The organism is Bartonella sp. bp_1 (genome assembly GCF_055808085.1).
The window spans coordinates 1,161,921-1,178,676 of sequence record NZ_CM147851.1; the positions used below are offsets into that span (position 1 = coordinate 1,161,921).

A 16,756-nucleotide genomic window follows, 5' to 3' on the forward strand; every position below is an offset into this window, starting at 1 on the left:
TTAAGAGGATCAGCACTGTCTGAACAGACCATTTTGTCACTTCCATGACACTATAGTCAATAAATTTACAACCGTTGCAGATACGCAACTTGTTTAGAAAACAAATTCAGGTGTTTTCAAAAATCCCTGCAGCGGCTTCACCGCCAGATTGAAAGCACGACGTGATGAGACAACACCATCTTCACGCATATAATAACGTGCAACACCGCCATTACCATGACCTTCAACCACAACAAGCCGACCGCCCTCTTTAAGTTGATCCAGAATAACCTCTGGAACAAAATCGACAGAACCTTCAATGACAATGACGTCATAAGGTCCTTCAGCGGCATAACCTTTTTCAAGCGCCCCTTCGACAACAACCACATTATCACAACCATTGGCGCTGAGCGCTTCACTTGCGGTTGCAGCAAGCTGTTTATCGCTTTCCAACGCAATAACCGATCCGGCCAGTTGAGAAAGAATAGCTGCGCCATAACCACTGGTCGCGCCGATATCCAACACGATATCGTCTTCTTTTACATCCGCAAGCTGGATCAATTTGGCCAAAGGCGCTGGCTCCATCATATAACGCGCGCAATCGCCAGCAGTCGGCGCACGCATCAACAAATCTTCATCAAGATAGGCCAGCTCCTTCATATCGTCCGGCACAAAAGCCTCACGCGGCACAGCCAAAAAAGCATCAAGAACAGAAAGACGTGTGACATCGACTGTCCGGATTTGATTATCGACCATCTTACGGCGAAGTTCTGAAAAATCGGCGGCCATAATCTGCCCTTTCATACCTGTAAACGAAAACTGTGGCGTTGCACAAAGCTAAAACACCACAAACGGATATGGAAACAGGATGTCGCAAAAAACACGCCAACAGTCAATGACAAGATTGACAAGAAACATCACGCCTTTGTCAAATCATCAAAATTGTTGATAGAAAAAAATGGAGGCCTCACCCAGAATCGAACTGGGATACAAGGATTTGCAGTCCTCTGCGTAACCATTCCGCCATGAGGCCTCATTCAAACATCCGTTATCAAAGTCGGGTGTTCAATCTATAAATGGCTCAATAAGTGAAGGGGCGGGCCACGTCAAGCCATTCAAACGACAGAGCGGGTTTTTTCTTTATCCATCCCCTCTCATTTTGCCATCTACGCAGCCATAACCATAAATTCATTTTGATACACAAGAAGAAAATTAAAATTAACCATCCCCTCATTTTGCCTCATATTAACAGCATTTTCAGCCTTTTATCCGGCAATTTGTCGGAGATTTTCAGGCCGCTGGAGAAGATTATTAAAAATAATTTTGCAAAATGAGCTTATCCCCCTTGGCAAAGGTAGATTTCATTTGCTATAGCGGCGCAACGCTTCGCGTGAAACTGTTCCTCGGTAGCTCAGTGGTAGAGCAATCGGCTGTTAACCGATCGGTCGCTGGTTCGAATCCGGCCCGGGGAGCCAAACTTTTCCATCTAAGACATTATTTTATTCGATTGGATGTTGTCAGACTAACTCTAACACGTCTGCAAGAAGAGAGATGACTATATTTCTCGCAATAGCTAAATCATGCCACGCATTGAGAGCATGTCAGCACATCACTGCCTGAATGCATCTACCTGATCACCGATCAAACGAAATAGTTTTCATCCATTTGCGTAAGCGGACATGAGCATTACTATATGGCGAAGATGTATTGAATTGTATCATTCTTCCCATAGTCCATTTTCCATACCATTCACGCTCATAAAGCTCTGCGTTATCGCGTCTATCAATCTCTTTAACAATTTTCTCTTTTGCAGCTTTAAGCTGATTGATCAATTGAACAAAAGGGATATCTTTATAATCGGTGTAAAATCTTTGTGCCAATTTTCCCAATTCATTCCATTTATATCCGGTTTCAGGAAAATCTGTATATCTACCATTGGCATCATTATCGAGCCATTTCAAAACCAACTTATTCCATCCCAGAAGATAAGCAACAAGATCAGAAACACTCATCCTTGTATCTTTTGCGTGGCCATCCATATCTGGCAGACCAGTAATATAAGTCGGCAGCTTTTCCAAATCCGAATAAAGCTTGTCAAAAGTAGAACTGATAGCTTGTAACAATTCCGTTTTGTTTTGCGGTACAGCCACATCGCAACCTTTATGTTTTGTAGTAGCGGTTCTTAGCGATAAACAAATACAAAATGGCCAGAAAAACAAACCAAAGAGGCGTATAAATCAGCGCAATCAATGTATCTGGCTCAAGTGTTAAAAGCACAAGAATAAAAACAAAAAACACCAGCACCAGCCCACACATAAAAACACCGCCAGGCATTTTATAGATAGATTTTTTATGTTGCTCCGGACGTTTGTAACGGTAAACCACATAACTCAACAAAATCATTGACCAAACAAACATAAATAAAATTGCTGAAATAGTTGTGACGACAGTGAATGCGCCCATAATGGTTGGGATAAGCGATAAAATTGCATAAGCTAACAAAATGCAGAGACAAGAGAAAATCAAGCCGTTCGCAGGCACACGTTTACTCGACAATTTACCCAAAATTGCTGGCGCGCCTTGCTTTTCAGCCAATCCATAAACCATTCGACTTGTGGAAAAAACCCCACTATTTGCAGAGGATGCCGCTGAAGTTAAAACTACAAAATTTACCAAACTTGCCGCAATAGGAATACCGATCAGAACGAACATATGAACAAACGGGCTCTTATCAGCAACAACCTGATTCCAAGGTGTCACAGACATGATAATGATCAATGAAAAGACATAAAAGAAAATAATTCTTATCGGAATGGAATTGATAGCTTTCGGCAAATTACGTTCTGGATTACGCACCTCTGCTGCCGCAGTTCCTGCCAATTCAATACCAACAAATGCAAAAACAGCAATCTGAAACCCAGCAAAAAAGCCCATAAGGCCTTTGGGGAAAATATCTCCACCATTCCACACATTGCTCAAAGATGCCACCGTACCATTAGGCGCGGTAAAACCTGTGAAGATCATATATAGCCCCATTATGATCAAGGCAAGAATAGCAATGATTTTGATGAGAGCAAACCAGAATTCCAGCTCACCAAACAGCTTAACTGCAACAATATTCAATGCAAGAAAAACTGCAACACAAAGCAATACAGGTATCCATGCATTCAAATCAGGCCACCAAAATTGCGCATAGCCTGCAATGGCAATAACATCGGCAACACCTGTGACAATCCAACAAAGCCAATAAGTCCAACCGACGAAAAAGCCAGCCCAAGGCCCTAAAAGATCAGTAGAAAAATCGATAAATGATTTATAATTGCTGTTTGCCAACAACAACTCGCCCATCGCGCGCATCACAAAAAACAGCATGAACCCGATAATGGCATAAACCAAGATGATCGATGGCCCAGCAACACTGATTGTCTTACCAGACCCCATAAAAAGGCCAGTGCCGATTGCTCCGCCGATTGCAATCAATTGTATATGCCGATTATCCAATCCGCGATGAAGCTCTTCCTCTGGAGCATCAAATGATTTTTGTTCCGAATCCATATGTCATCCCCTCCCATTTAGAAACCATATAACAATGTTTTCCTCTGAACCGCCCCGAGATTGTCGAAGCCCGATTTATTTAATTAAGCTGCACATTTTTTAATGTCTAGTAATTTTTCTCCGCCTAATGTTGTCAGACTAACTCTAACTCGGCTGAAAGGTACAAACCAGCCATGCTTTGCGCAATAGCTAAACCGTACCACGCATTAAGAGCAACATCCGCGAAGTAATTCTGACGATGTGCCCTATTTATCAATTCCATGCTTCGATTGTTGCTTCCGAATATCGTACCGGAGAGAAACCGAATTTTTGATAAAGCTGTAAAGCACGAGGGTTATCCAATGTATTGGTCTGGATAATCAGCTTATTAGAACCATGCGACCATGCCGCATCGACAATGTCGTGAAAAAAGAAAGATGATAGGCCGCGTTGTTGATAATCCGGCACAAGCCCGAAATAGACAATTTCAACATAATCCGGTGCAGCACGCCGGTTTAATTCACTAAAACCGGCCGGACAGCCATCAACATAAAGAATATAGATATCCGTCTTGTCATCATGGATAATTGCCGACAGCCCTTCATCCGAAAGGCCTCGCCGCGATACCCAGTGATGCGCACGCCCTATCTGCTCATATAAATAACGGTAAAAATGAAGCGGAATATGATGTGTCCGCATTATAGCCATTTGTAGCCCGACGGGTGGTGGAACATGCACCGCATGGGGCCGCTCCATTTCCAGATGGGTAATACGCGCGGTCACCAAATTCGGTAAATGTACTTTCATCAGGATGGCTCACCTGTCGCCACAGATGTATCAGCACGACCGCCCCATTCGCTCCAAGAACCATCATAAAGGCGATTTTGATGATTGCCAAGGCTTTCCAACGCCAATGTCACCACTGCAGCAGTCACACCGGAACCACAACTGGTAATAACAGGTGCATTGACATCAATCCTCGCTTTATCGAAAATATCACGTAATTCCTCAAGGCTCTTGAAATAACCGTTTTGTGACAATGTCGATGCCGGTACATTGCGCGCTCCCGGCATATGGCCTGAACGCATCCCGGCGCGCGGCTCGGTATCCTGCGCCGTAAAGCGTCCATGTGGGCGCGCATCGACAATCTGTACATCACCGGAATCGACCGTCTGCCGCATATCCTCAAATCCGATAACCCGCGCAGCATCAAACTTGACCTCGAATGTACGCGGCACAACCTTGCCAATATCGGATGTTACCACACGCCCATCCGACTGCCAGTTATCAAAACCGCCATCAAGGATGAAAACCTTATCGGCGCCCATAATACGAAACATCCACCAGACACGTGGTGCCGCAAAAAAACCGGGGCCATCATAAACAACAATCGTATCGTCTGCTGCAATCCCCATAGCGCCAACATGACGGGCAAATTCCTGTGGTGACGGCAATGTATGCGGCAAGCCCGAACTTGTATCGCAAATCTTGTCCTGATCAAAAAATACGGCACCGGGAATATGCGCCTTTTTATATTCTTCTTTCCCGTCACGCTGTCCGGGAAGGTACCATGATGCATCGACGATACTGACACCAGAGCGACCCACACGTTCGCTCAACCAGTCTGCTGAAACGATAAACGGACTGCTACTCATGTCTTTCACCCCTCAAATGGTACGGCAATATCTCTTTTATGCGTCAACCATGGTGGCAATGGCAATCCTTTTTCACGTAAAAATTGCGGATTAAACAGTTTAGATTGATAACGGTTGCCATAATCACAAAGCACCGTAACAATTTTATGCCCCGGCCCCAAATCACGCGCCAAAGCTATAGCTCCGGCAATATTGATCCCCGATGAACCGCCAAGACAAAGCCCTTCATGCTCTACCAGATGGAATATTTCATCCAGCGCATCCTTGTCACTGACCCGATAGGAAAAATCCGGCGAAAACCCTTCCAGATTGGCTGTAATACGCCCCTGCCCGATACCCTCGGTAATCGAACCGCCCTCGGACTTCAATTCACCTTGAGTATAGTAGGCATAAAGTGCGGCCCCATAAGGATCGGCAAGCGCAATCTTGATGTCACGGTTTTTGTGGTGCAGGCCCATAGCCGTGCCAACCAATGTTCCACCCGAGCCTGCCGAGGCAACAAAACCGTCAATACGGCCATCCAGATCACGCCAGATTTCCGGTGCTGTCGTTTCAATATGGGCATTGCGATTGGCGACATTATCAAACTGGTTGGCCCATATCGCACCACCCGCTTCACTCTGGGCCAATTGTTTGGCAAGCCTGCCCGACAGTTTGACATAATTATCAGGATTTTTATAGGGAACCGCTGGCACTTCAATCAGTTCTGCCCCCAACAGACGCAAGGCATCTTTTTTTTCCTGCGCCTGTGTTTCAGGAATAACAATAACGGTACGATAACCAAGCGCTTTAGCAACCATGGTAAGCCCGATACCGGTATTGCCGGCCGTCCCTTCGACAATTGTACCGCCTGGCTGAAGATGGCCTTTTTTTTCCGCATCCCTGATAATATAAAGGGCCGCTCTATCCTTGACCGATTGGCCGGGATTAAGAAATTCGGCTTTGCCATAAATATCGCAACCCGTTATTTCCGAGGCGCGCTTGAGATAGATAAGCGGCGTATTACCGATAACATCAAGAACAGATTGGGCCATTGTCTTTACTTTCAACAAAACGGAATACATCAAGCTTATCAGCTTTTATGCATCAAGACCAAATAATAGAATGAAAGACAAGGAATGTATTTGTAGGCTATGGGGAGTTTACGAAATAGTTTTCGATAAAATCCCCATAGGATAGATAAAACCTAAGCAGCCCGCTTGACCGATTTACGAAAACGGATCGGTTTTGCGCGTTTAGCTTTTTGCTTAGCCTGCTCATGACGCGATGATGTCTTAGGCTTTTTTTGCCCTTCATCCTGTGTGCTCTTATGTTCGCTGTTTTTACGCGCAAAGGGCTTTTTACCCGGACGACGGTTTCTATTCTTGGCGTGAGGACGGCCTTTATCCGCATCACGCTCATCGCGCCGATCATCTTCGGTTTCTTCACGACGCGTTCTCACCGGCAAAGGACCAAACATATCCGGCAATGGCGATGTGGTCAGACGCGTACGAATAACACGCTCTACACCGCGCAGACGTGCCCGTTCGGTTGACTCGTCATAAAGCGTAATAGCATCACCCGATGCGCCGTTGCGCCCTGTACGTCCAATACGATGTACATAACTTTCCGCTTCGTCCGGCAAATCATAATTGATCACATGGGTAATACCAGGCACATCAATACCGCGCGCCGCAATATCGGTTGCCACTAACACGCGAATCGAACCATCGCGAAAAGCTTTCAAAGCCCGTTGACGCGCGTTTTGCGACTTATTGCCATGGATAACATCAACCGAATAACCTGTCTTATCAAGATGGCGGGTTACCGCATCAGCCCCGTGCTTGGTACGGGTGAAAACAATAACGGACTTCAATGCCGGGTTGGTCAAAAGAGAAGCCAATGCCGCACGTTTATCCTTGGTCAGCACACCATGGACAACCTGCGTAATTTCAGACGCTGTTGTTCCCTGTGGCGCCACTTCGACACGCACAGGATCATTCAAGAGCGCCTCAGCCAAAGAAGCAATTTCCTTGGGCATTGTAGCCGAGAACAAAGCCGTCTGACGATCACGATGGACCAGCTTGGCAATCTGTCGAACATCCTTGATAAAGCCCATATCAAGCATACGATCAGCTTCATCCAGAACGAGAAAATGAGTGGCCGACAGGTCAATGCATTTATCACGCACCAGATCCATCAAACGGCCGGGGGTCGCAATTAAAACATCAATGCCCTGTGCCATTCTTTTAATCTGCGACAGACGCGATACACCGCCCAGCACCAGACAGGTGGACAAATGCGCACCTTTTGAAGCCATACGTACGGCTTCTTCGATCTGCACTGCCAGTTCGCGTGTTGGTGCAAGAATAAGGGCACGGGCCGTTTTTGGTTTACGCTTGTCACCCTTAATAACAATTGCATTCAAAATCGGCAAACTAAATGCCAATGTCTTGCCCGAACCGGTCTGGGCTATACCCAGAATATCATGGCCTTCCAGCATCGCCGGAATAGCTTCCTGCTGAATCGGTTTGGGCGATGTCATCCCTGCATCCTGAAGATTTTTCAGCAGAATAGGTGACAGATTAAGAGCTGAAAAATCAGCTTCATTTTTATGTTGATTCAAAATAAACTCTTTTCTTGAGTGCAGGCGACATCATCTGACGGCAAGCACAAAACGGCTTCATCCGCGCAACGGGACAAAGATATGATTTTGGATGGGACGCTTATAAACATGTTAAACAACATAAAAAGCGACTTGCGCAGCCAATGGACCATCATAAAGATGGGTCGACGCTACACAGTCTGCTTACAGAAAACCGCATACACGGCCCAAGCGTCACGCGCCTTATGCCTGCTTTCACGACAAATAGCAATACACAAGATATTATCGGCAATAATTATTTTTTCTCAGTAATAACAGGAGCCGGTATAACAACATCCGTCATATCAGGATAAACCAGCAAAAAGGCCGGATTTTGTACTGTCTGCTGACCGCCATAAATAAGATGCCATTGGGTATTATCGAAAATCGCCAAGGTCATATAATTGACAATCTGTTTGTCTGTTTCCAAACGGGTTGGCACCAGCCCGTAGAAATTGCGCTTATTGGGCGTTTCAATAAATTCGATTTTTTTCTCATCCAGCCGGTAAGCACCATCTTTTAGGTTTGAAAACTGCGCATTCAAACGTTTTTTAAAATCGGCCCGCAAGGCTTCCTCGCTGGTATTCATAGCCTTTGCCATCTGTTGGTAAAGGCGTGACGGCATATTGGATACAATGGCATCACCGACATTATGGGCAATCGCATTATTCATATCCTTGACCAGAATACCAAGTTCCTGTCTCTGTAATGAATCTGGCTGTAATGCCTGTGCCCATGACGCAGGCAGTAAAACAGCAATAACAACAGCAAACCAAACCGATATTTTTTTCATAACACGTCCTTTAAATAACAAGATCGAACAATATCTGGTCATTGGTTATGTCCCGATAAGCCCAGCCCGACTTTTTGAATTTTTCTTCCATCAGAGCAAAGTTCTCATGATGTTTGGTTTCAATTGCAATCAGAACAGAACCGAAATTGCGCGCCGATTTTTTAAGATATTCAAACCGTGCCACATCATCATCCGGCCCCAACTGGTCAAGGAAGGCACGTAACGCACCGGGACGCTGAGGGAAACGGAAAATAAAATATTTTTTTAGTCCCTGAAAACGCAAAGCACGCTCTTTTACTTCCGGCAAACGTTCAAAATCGAAATTGCTGCCTGATACAACAAGAACAATCTTCTTGCCCTTCAACTCTTGTGGCGAAAAGCTTTTCAAGGCATCAACAGACAAAGCACCGGCAGGCTCCAGAACTACGCCCTCGACATTGAGCATCTCAACCATTGTTACACAAAGCCGATTTTCCGGTATAACCTTGACATCTGATGGTGAAAATTTCTCCAACATTTTCAAGTTGAGCGCCCCGATTTCCGCAACAGCTGCACCATCGACAAAATTATCGACATCGGTCAATTTTACACGCCGCTTTTCACTCAAAGACGTATAAAGACTTGCTCCGCCTTCCGGCTCGGCAAAATACATTTTGGTTGCCCAACCTGATTCATGTACAAAATGACTGACACCTGCGGCCAGACCGCCGCCGCCAACTGGAACAATAATCATATCCGGCGCATCTGCGCTATTCAGCTGTTTCCACTGGTCACCGATTTCAGCAGCCAAAGTTGCCTGACCAGTAATAATACGGATATCATCGAATGGAGGGGCCATAACACCACCACCATTGGCGACAAAATTTTGCGCGGCTGCATAACATTGATCAAATGTATCACCAATCAAACGGATTTCGATAAATTCTCCGCCAAAAGTGCGTGTTTTATCAATCTTTTGTTGCGGCGTTGTAACCGGCATAAAAATAACGCCTTTGCGCCCGAAATGGCGACAGGCATACGCCACCCCCTGTGCATGATTGCCGGCAGAAGCGCAGACAAAAGCCGCATCTTTGGGCACCTGATCAAAAGTCTGAGAAATGAAATTGAAAGCGCCACGGATTTTATAGGATCGAACCGGCGTCAAATCCTCACGCTTCAAGTAAATATCGGCATCATACTTTCGGGATAAAAAGTCATTTCTCTGCAGCGGTGTTTCTGCAAAGAGATTGCGTAGCGACTTTCTGGCCTCGGCAACATCGCGGACAAATTCACTCATAATGACGGACGCTTTCTATGTTTTCATAATTTAGCTGGCGTTGTTCTAAACCGAATACGGCCATTTGTCAGCCTAAAATTGCGGATAGATGTGAACATATAGAAATCCAACACATCCTATTCCCCAATCGGCTGCGACAACCGGTAAAACCATTTTAAAATACATGAAAATCCCTCAATACGGGCCTCACGTCCAACGGAACATCCCTTGACCACACCATAAAACATTACTCATTGTTTTATGGGTTGTATTGGCAACATTTGATGATGCCATATACCCTTTTATATCTTTCTGGCACTGATCAACAAAAACATCGGGCGGTTCAGCTCAACTTTCCATTCAGGATTTTCTTCCAGCTGCTCTGAACTTGGGCACCATTCTTCGACATGTTGAAGCACAAAGCCATTATTAATCAAACAATTCAATGTTGTCCCCAAAGTGCGATGATATTTGATAACACCTTCTGCCAACCAGTTTGTCTGCCTTTGTCCTTCCAATAGATAATTATTAAGCGGCCAAATGACTTTGTCATCATTCTCTATAAAAGCCACCATATCCGGTGCCATGTAAATCGGATGTTCTATAGAAAAAACAAAAGCACCATCTTTGACAAGAGATTGGTGAATCGTTTTTACAAGCCGGTCGAAGTCCTCGACATAATGAAAAGCCAAAGAACTGAACGCCAGATCATAACAGGCGCTTTGAAGTATGATTGTTTCCAAATTTTCATGATGATAGCGGACTTTTAGACTTGCTGTATGCTTAATAGCCTCATCAAGCATGTTCTTTGACAGATCATAAGCATCTATCAATTTTGCACCATGCTGAATCGCATATCGGGCAAACCAACCAAAACCGCATCCAAGATCAACAATAGATTTGCCATCGAGTGCTGGCAAAAGACGCTCCAGCGAGTGCCATTCGGCAGCCCCCGCAAGCCCTAATTGCGAGCGTGGTAAAAGACGGTAATTTTCATAAAAATCAACTTGATCATATATGTTTTGTGCCATTTTATCTTGTTTTCCATCTATTTGTTTGCCTAAAACGATAATACATTTCGCGTATCAAAACGCTTGAAATCATACGCTATACCTAAGCTTTAGAAAGAGACGAACACGCCCCTTATCAATCTAGCTGCGCCTTTTATTTCAACAGAAATATACGGGCATATTTATAGATCGCCGCACAAACGGTTGTAATATTCATCCCTGTAATAGGCGGCATAAGCTGCTGCCTCGGGACCATCCTGATAAAGCCAATAGATCATGGCCGATTTCAGGTCATCCAAGCTCAATGCGGGTGCCATCGCATGCGTGACACCGTTTGATGCATAAATCCCACCAAGGGCAAACGTACCGGCTATGAATGTTCTGCGCTTCATCATTTAATCCATTTTCCATGCCAACCTTCGGGACGCCAGTCAGGATCTTCAAACCATATTTTAATGGGGATCGGCTTTTTTTCATCGCCATTGATAGCCAGATTGCGCGCTTTTCTTAATGCAAAAAGTTCTCCGTTGTATTCGCTTTCGAGACTTATGCTGACGTCAACGAGATAGGTTGCAGGCGCATCCCTTGGTATCGGTGTATTGAGCGGCGTCGTAAATGTTGTATATGCCATTGTATTATAGTTTTTTACTACCAAATCCATTTCTATGGGTACCGGGGAACTTGTTGCCCATGTTCCAAAAATATCCCATGAGCCGGAGGATTGGTCTCCAAATGTTTTTTGTGACAATTGCTCGTTCAAACGTTTGAGTTTGTATCCCCTACTTTCAAAAGACTTTGCAATTTGCCGGCACATTTGTAGTGCCTGGTCGAACGACACGGTTTCAAGTGGTAGAAGGCATGAGATGAAGTACAGCAAGCCCACATCATGATTAATGGAGATAAACCTCCCCGCTGGAAATATGACAGGATCTTTTTCGCCAAAATGCAAACTGTAACCGGCAGGGTCAACAGGCTTGTTTTTATCTGCCTGGAAATAAAAAGGGATATAAGCATCTGTAAGCAAAAGAGCATGATTATTGTATTCAGAATAGAGATATTTGGTGGGGTCCACCTGATTAACAGCGATGAACTCTTTGCAAGTCTCAGGAAAACGAGCCTTGATGGGAATAATTTTGTCAGACATTGTGTATGCTCCTTCGGGCCGGTTTAATGAGGCATCTAGTTTTTCGGGAATGGCGTATAATTTTTTAGAACCTTGGGTTTAAACACATTGTAGAATTCAATCCGTTTCGCAGCATCCGTCAAGTTCCCTTTGAAAGGTAGACTACCCTGAAACGTCCCACCAAAGCTGCCGCACTCCGTTATCCGAAATACCGATAAAAATTAAGCCTCCACACTTCAAAAGCATTCAAATATCTATCCTGAAATAGTTTAAGCCATTCCCCATTTTAAAACAAAAGTTTTCTGCTTGAAGGTACATTTTTAATGACACAACAACAACATAGCTGGTTATAAATTTAGATAGATGATTTCTGGGCTTCACATTGTACAATTCATTGCCTATAAAGCGGAAGCCGCGGACGTGGCGAAATCGGTATACGCAAGGGACTTAAAATCCCTCGGTCTTAGACCATGCGGGTTCAAGTCCCGCCGTCCGCACCATAATCTCGACAAGCTTTCAAATCATTTGGTACTTAATTATCTGCCTCACAAAAACCGACCGAGCCATAGTTACAAAATTATATTATCCCACACCCTGTCTTCAATTGTATCTAATGAAAATTAGCACGCCCGCCATTGATCTCGATAACCTCGTTTCCCTGCAAAGCAAAACGGTCACCATTGGGAAAAGTGACAAAGCAGCCTTTAGGGCAAATATCAATCTGGCTATCGGTTTTAATCGCAGCATCACGACGCGAGCTTCCCTCTGCCACAACGACTGATTGTATTTTGGAATCGAGATTTTTAATCGTTGCCGCCGACGCCCATACAGGCATGATCACAGTCATGACACATAAAAGAACAAACCGTTTCATTACAAGATTCCTTCATCACTGAACCGCTTATAAATTGCAAGACGGATGGCATTGCTGGTTGCTGTAGTCGAGGTAATGTCAGGCACATAAACACGAAGCTGGAACGTAAAATTATTACTGTCAAAATCGGCAAAGCTTACATAAGGTGCAGGATTGCGCAATATACCATCTGCTTCTGCTGCAACCTGATTTAACAACTCTATAATATGCTCAGGATCAACCATTGTCGGAACAACAATAGGTAAATCAACACGTCCGATCTTGTTGCGATGGGTAAAGTTGCCGACATTATTATTGATCAAGCTGGAATTGGGAACAATAATTGTCTGCCGCTTGAACGTTTCCACCTCGGTCGCACGCACACTGATGCGTCTGACAATACCACTTGTCGAACCTGTCTCGATATAATCTCCCACCTTGAAGGGACGCTCAGCCAACAAAATCAAACCAGAAACAAAGTTCTGTACAATATTCTGTAACCCAAAGCCGATACCAAGCGAAAGACCGCCGGCAATAAGTGCCAGACTAGAGAGATTGAAACCTGCAACCGACAAGCCGATCAACGCAGCTACAGCTGCTGCGCAATAACCGACAACAGTACGGATAGAGTTGCGCACGCCGGAATCGACCTTGCTACGTGCCAGAACCGTACCATCCAGCCAACTGATAAACCAGCGCATCAATAACCATGCGACAAGGAAGAATCCTATACCGGTCAAAATAGCCATGGGAGAAATAGAAATCGAACCGATCTGAAAGCCTGTTAACAAGCGGATAAATCCGTCAACAAGTTCATTCCATGAAAAACCGATTTGCAAGGCAATAGGTGGAATACAGACCAGAATGATCACAAAGCCAAGAATGATACCGACCAGCAAACCATATTGATCAAGCCGATCATTATCGACACCAAAACGGGAGTGGAGAAGCTGGCCAATATGCATCTGTCCGAAAGAGCCTTCTTCCGTTATTGCCTTTGCGCTCATAATCCCCAAATACATCAACACCAGAAAAGCACCGCTGACAACAATTTGTTGCGTAAGATAACGCGCCAGACCGATATAACCTGCCAAAGCAAAACCAACCGGCACCAGCGCCAGAATAAGAATAATGCCCCTTACCCACCATGGCCACGCTATGGACCGGCCAGCAACAGTAATACGCGGGCGAATAAAAGAAATAGCAACAATAAGCATGCCAACAATCATAACAATGACAAAGCTTTTCAACATTGTCAGCGCAATCGGTGCCGCCACAACGCGATAGACTGTACTCAGCCATGATTCAATGCCGATAACCAGCGCTATACAGCTCATCAAGAAAACCAATGCACGCGCAGGTCGAGGTGCGATGTGAACCAGCTGCCATTCGGGCGCATGAGGCGAAAAAATAGCTGTTCCCATTCTTGTAACAAAAAACACAAAAACAATCTGCAAACCAGCAGAATGAAACATTGGCCGAACATCACTTTGAAGAACACCGAATATCCTCAGTAGCACCAAAGTCGCTGCAACAAATAAAAAAACACTGATGAGTGGTATAAAAGCTGATAAAAAAGCGACGGTAAGCCTTTTGAAATAGGGAATTTTTCCATCTTCATAAACAGGTGCGACAACCGCAGACCGACCAACAAGTCTACGCCCTAAAAAAAGCAGTCCAAGCGCAACGAAAAGCGGAATCAAAATCGCAGCAAAAAGCGCTAACAGTTTGAAGTCCATAACATAATGCCACCACACTTTAACAATCATCGTAAAATGCGATGTTGTCTCAATACTGGCTTTATAAATGTCATCAAGCAGTGCGGGATTATATTCGACACGCCGTGTCAAATTCGCTGAAAAAAGCTCTCTTGTTTGAACCGCTATTGTATCAATAAGGTGGTTGCTTTTCAGTGCTATGTCCTCAAGCTTACCAACCAGCGCATTGATTTCAGCTTTCTGGTCGCGCAAGGCCGCGCGTTCGTCAATCACGCTTTGGGCTTCTTCCACGCCGTTTTGTGCCACACCCAGCTGATCAAGACGCAGATTGATATCATTCAAAGGCGCACGAAAAAGCAGACCGGTTTGTAATAGCTGCGCATTCAAATCCTGCATATGCAAGCGCAACTTATTAAGGGCAATTGAATCATCAGATGACGCATCAAATTGCTTGAGCGCCGAAGTAAACTCTTTATCAAATTTGTCAATAACCGGCTTCTGTGCTGTGATCAGTGCCTGCGGGGTAACATTTTCCAATACAGGTGTTTGGGCAAAACTGGCGACAATCAAGCCCAACAGCATAACGACCACAACAAGCAAATGTTCTAAAAAACGCACGATTTCATTAGTCTCCCAAACGACTCGACAACACAGCTAGCAAATATAGCGATTCAATATCAATAGGTTGAACAACAACTTTGATTCAATCTGTAAAATTCACCATACCTGCTTTACTTGCGATTTCACAACTCATAACAATGGATCAAGCCATTACTACAACCCCGAGAAAACCATGAAATATTTTCTTTTTGTCTTTTTTGCGTTGCTGGCAACGATTTCTACTGGCCACACACAACCCAATGAAGCGGCTCTGACATACCAAGTCGATGTCAACGCCTATCATAAAGAGATATTGACCCGAATTTATTGGCGCGTGGTGCTGCGCTATAGTAATAAATTGGATCATAAAGTAATAGCCCCCTATCCCGACTGTCCTATCCAGAATGACCATATCTTAATATCGCTTAAAGACGCTTGGATACAAGGCATAGAGGATCTCGATAAGACCGAGATCGGACATGGTATTGTTGCAGCCGACGACATTATCGCAGTGAAGGTAGATAACAAACCACAGATGACTATCGGCCTGACGAACAAGGCATGGCAGAAGATCGATGAACAGCTATTAATGAAGATTACGGACACTATCAGATTCCGTCTCGAAATGTCTAACATCGGCATTGCCAGCATTGAGCAAGTCGGCACAGATCGCCTCCGCTTCATAATTGATAACAGCAACAGGATTGATGAGGTCAAAAAACTGCTGCAAACTGGCAAACTGACCATGCATTATGAAGGCCGCCTCATAAAAGCCAATCCCGACAGCGACAGTTTTCTTGCTAAGGACTTTAACGGCAACACATTTGTCATCAATAAATTTCCCATTATGACAGGTAAAACCATTATTGAGGCAAAAGCATTCATGGACAGCAGCACCTCCCCGCCGCAAGTCGCGATTCACATCCGCCTTGATAAGCAGGGGGCGAAGACATTTCGCCAATTGACGCAAGATTCAATTGGCAAAAGACTGATAATCCTGATTGACGACAGGGTCGTGACCGCGCCTACCATCAATAGCGAGATACCGAATGGGCAACTGATAATTACCGGCGACTTTGACATCAAACAAGCACAAAACCTTGCTACAATATTGGAAAAAGGCTCTTTCCCCACCCCGATAACATTGGTAGAAGTAGCGCTAATACAACCGCTTTGACGATAGAAAAAGTGCATCACTTCAAGAACCGGCTTTTAAAATAATGTTTTTACGCCCCTTAAAAATGATCAATAACAAACAGTTACGCTTTTGCGTCTGGGTCATTGTTGGCGGATTCTTCATTTGGTTTCTGGGTGGAATCGGTGTGCAGTTCAACCTTTCAACAGGACGAACCACGCAAGCTGTTCAAAGCGCAAAAAATAGCGCCAAGGTACTCAAAGACAGAAAAACCATCCTCAGTTGTGCCGATATAAAAAAAACAGCCAAGCTTATCCACAACCAAGATGGTGCCATTACAGTCGCTTTTTACAATCGTGACAGATCAGATCATTACATACCTACTCTCAGTAGAAAACAGACAAAATATTCTCCTTATACCCAATCAGCGTTCAATCCACGCGGGCCACCGCTGCCTATCGTCTGAACACTCTAACGC

The 16,756-nt window shown here is 44.7% G+C and carries 16 protein-coding genes and 3 tRNA genes; 4 read left to right on the top strand and 15 right to left on the bottom strand.

Features of this window, described 5'->3' with window-relative positions:
- Positions 1–93: 93 nt before the first annotated feature.
- Entirely contained in the window at positions 94–768 is a 675-nt protein-coding gene (locus ACYZ97_RS05750) for a protein-L-isoaspartate O-methyltransferase family protein (protein WP_473300508.1), read from the bottom strand.
- A gap of 170 nt (positions 769–938) precedes the next feature.
- A tRNA-Cys gene (locus tag ACYZ97_RS05755) sits at positions 939–1,012 on the bottom strand.
- A 367-nt stretch (positions 1,013–1,379) separates the two neighbouring features.
- On the opposite strand from ACYZ97_RS05755, the gene ACYZ97_RS05760 reads away from it, so the two are divergent.
- Positions 1,380–1,454, top strand: a tRNA-Asn gene (locus tag ACYZ97_RS05760).
- Positions 1,455–1,613: 159 nt separating this feature from the next.
- Here the strand turns inward: ACYZ97_RS05760 and ACYZ97_RS05765 are convergent.
- The 11 genes from ACYZ97_RS05765 to ACYZ97_RS05815 all read right to left on the bottom strand — a co-directional run bounded on the left by ACYZ97_RS05765 (position 1,614) and on the right by ACYZ97_RS05815 (position 11,993).
- Positions 1,614–2,129 (bottom strand): ClbS/DfsB family four-helix bundle protein, encoded by a 516-nt coding sequence (locus ACYZ97_RS05765; RefSeq protein WP_473300509.1) that lies wholly within the window; start codon positions 2,127–2,129, stop codon positions 1,614–1,616.
- Between the two features lie 10 nt (positions 2,130–2,139).
- Positions 2,140–3,534: a D-serine/D-alanine/glycine transporter gene (cycA, locus tag ACYZ97_RS05770; RefSeq protein WP_473300510.1), complete on the bottom strand. Its 1,395-nt coding sequence runs from the start codon at positions 3,532–3,534 to the stop codon at positions 2,140–2,142.
- Positions 3,535–3,786: 252 nt separating this feature from the next.
- On the bottom strand, positions 3,787–4,320 hold the full coding sequence (locus tag ACYZ97_RS05775) for a GNAT family N-acetyltransferase (protein WP_473300511.1): 534 nt from the start codon (positions 4,318–4,320) through the stop codon (positions 3,787–3,789).
- Positions 4,320–5,168, bottom strand: coding sequence for a 3-mercaptopyruvate sulfurtransferase (sseA, locus tag ACYZ97_RS05780; RefSeq protein ID WP_473300512.1), 849 nt, complete (start codon positions 5,166–5,168; stop codon positions 4,320–4,322). The genes ACYZ97_RS05775 and sseA overlap by 1 nt, the downstream gene beginning before the upstream one ends.
- 5 nt (positions 5,169–5,173) lie before the next feature.
- Positions 5,174–6,202 (bottom strand): cysteine synthase A, encoded by a 1,029-nt coding sequence (locus ACYZ97_RS05785; RefSeq protein ID WP_473300513.1) that lies wholly within the window; start codon positions 6,200–6,202, stop codon positions 5,174–5,176.
- Positions 6,203–6,354: 152 nt separating this feature from the next.
- Positions 6,355–7,773: a DEAD/DEAH box helicase gene (locus ACYZ97_RS05790; RefSeq protein ID WP_473300514.1), complete on the bottom strand. Its 1,419-nt coding sequence runs from the start codon at positions 7,771–7,773 to the stop codon at positions 6,355–6,357.
- 274 nt (positions 7,774–8,047) lie between these two features.
- A complete protein-coding gene (locus ACYZ97_RS05795; RefSeq protein WP_473300515.1) occupies positions 8,048–8,584 on the bottom strand; it encodes a hypothetical protein in 537 nt (178 codons plus the stop codon).
- 10 nt (positions 8,585–8,594) lie between these two features.
- Positions 8,595–9,860, bottom strand: coding sequence for a threonine ammonia-lyase IlvA (gene ilvA / locus ACYZ97_RS05800; RefSeq protein WP_473300516.1), 1,266 nt, complete (start codon positions 9,858–9,860; stop codon positions 8,595–8,597).
- Between the two features lie 281 nt (positions 9,861–10,141).
- Positions 10,142–10,870 (bottom strand): class I SAM-dependent methyltransferase, encoded by a 729-nt coding sequence (locus ACYZ97_RS05805; protein ID WP_473300517.1) that lies wholly within the window; start codon positions 10,868–10,870, stop codon positions 10,142–10,144.
- Positions 10,871–11,031: 161 nt separating this feature from the next.
- On the bottom strand, positions 11,032–11,244 hold the full coding sequence (locus tag ACYZ97_RS05810) for a hypothetical protein (RefSeq protein WP_473300518.1): 213 nt from the start codon (positions 11,242–11,244) through the stop codon (positions 11,032–11,034).
- On the bottom strand, positions 11,241–11,993 hold the full coding sequence (locus ACYZ97_RS05815) for a hypothetical protein (RefSeq protein ID WP_473300519.1): 753 nt from the start codon (positions 11,991–11,993) through the stop codon (positions 11,241–11,243). Before ACYZ97_RS05815 ends, ACYZ97_RS05810 begins: the two co-directional genes overlap by 4 nt.
- A 393-nt stretch (positions 11,994–12,386) precedes the next feature.
- Here ACYZ97_RS05815 and ACYZ97_RS05820 point away from each other — a divergent pair.
- Positions 12,387–12,472: transfer RNA gene (locus tag ACYZ97_RS05820), tRNA-Leu, on the top strand.
- A gap of 110 nt (positions 12,473–12,582) precedes the next feature.
- Here ACYZ97_RS05820 and ACYZ97_RS05825 read toward each other — a convergent pair.
- Both ACYZ97_RS05825 and ACYZ97_RS05830 read right to left on the bottom strand, forming a co-directional pair.
- Complete coding sequence (locus ACYZ97_RS05825; protein WP_473300520.1) at positions 12,583–12,846, bottom strand: hypothetical protein; 264 nt, start codon at positions 12,844–12,846, stop codon at positions 12,583–12,585.
- Complete coding sequence (locus ACYZ97_RS05830) at positions 12,846–15,161, bottom strand: mechanosensitive ion channel family protein (RefSeq protein WP_473300521.1); 2,316 nt, start codon at positions 15,159–15,161, stop codon at positions 12,846–12,848. Before ACYZ97_RS05830 ends, ACYZ97_RS05825 begins: the two co-directional genes overlap by 1 nt.
- Before the next feature lie 175 nt (positions 15,162–15,336).
- Between ACYZ97_RS05830 and ACYZ97_RS05835 the strand changes: the two genes are divergently transcribed.
- A complete protein-coding gene (locus ACYZ97_RS05835; RefSeq protein ID WP_473300522.1) occupies positions 15,337–16,320 on the top strand; it encodes a SecDF P1 head subdomain-containing protein in 984 nt (327 codons plus the stop codon).
- A 64-nt stretch (positions 16,321–16,384) separates the two neighbouring features.
- Entirely contained in the window at positions 16,385–16,744 is a 360-nt protein-coding gene (locus tag ACYZ97_RS05840) for a hypothetical protein (RefSeq protein ID WP_473300523.1), read from the top strand.
- Positions 16,745–16,756 lie beyond the last annotated feature (12 nt).

Coding starts and splice junctions, on each gene's coding strand:
- ACYZ97_RS05750 (WP_473300508.1), bottom strand. CDS start 768: ATGGCCGCCGATTTTTCAGAACTTCGCCGTAAGATGGTCGATAATCAA.
- cycA (WP_473300510.1), bottom strand. CDS start 3,534: ATGGATTCGGAACAAAAATCATTTGATGCTCCAGAGGAAGAGCTTCAT.
- ACYZ97_RS05775 (WP_473300511.1), bottom strand. CDS start 4,320: ATGAAAGTACATTTACCGAATTTGGTGACCGCGCGTATTACCCATCTG.
- sseA (WP_473300512.1), bottom strand. CDS start 5,168: ATGAGTAGCAGTCCGTTTATCGTTTCAGCAGACTGGTTGAGCGAACGT.
- ACYZ97_RS05785 (WP_473300513.1), bottom strand. CDS start 6,202: ATGGCCCAATCTGTTCTTGATGTTATCGGTAATACGCCGCTTATCTAT.
- ACYZ97_RS05795 (WP_473300515.1), bottom strand. CDS start 8,584: ATGAAAAAAATATCGGTTTGGTTTGCTGTTGTTATTGCTGTTTTACTG.
- ilvA (WP_473300516.1), bottom strand. CDS start 9,860: ATGAGTGAATTTGTCCGCGATGTTGCCGAGGCCAGAAAGTCGCTACGC.
- ACYZ97_RS05805 (WP_473300517.1), bottom strand. CDS start 10,870: ATGGCACAAAACATATATGATCAAGTTGATTTTTATGAAAATTACCGT.
- ACYZ97_RS05810 (WP_473300518.1), bottom strand. CDS start 11,244: ATGATGAAGCGCAGAACATTCATAGCCGGTACGTTTGCCCTTGGTGGG.
- ACYZ97_RS05815 (WP_473300519.1), bottom strand. CDS start 11,993: ATGTCTGACAAAATTATTCCCATCAAGGCTCGTTTTCCTGAGACTTGC.
- ACYZ97_RS05825 (WP_473300520.1), bottom strand. CDS start 12,846: ATGAAACGGTTTGTTCTTTTATGTGTCATGACTGTGATCATGCCTGTA.
- ACYZ97_RS05835 (WP_473300522.1), top strand. CDS start 15,337: ATGAAATATTTTCTTTTTGTCTTTTTTGCGTTGCTGGCAACGATTTCT.
- ACYZ97_RS05840 (WP_473300523.1), top strand. CDS start 16,385: ATGATCAATAACAAACAGTTACGCTTTTGCGTCTGGGTCATTGTTGGC.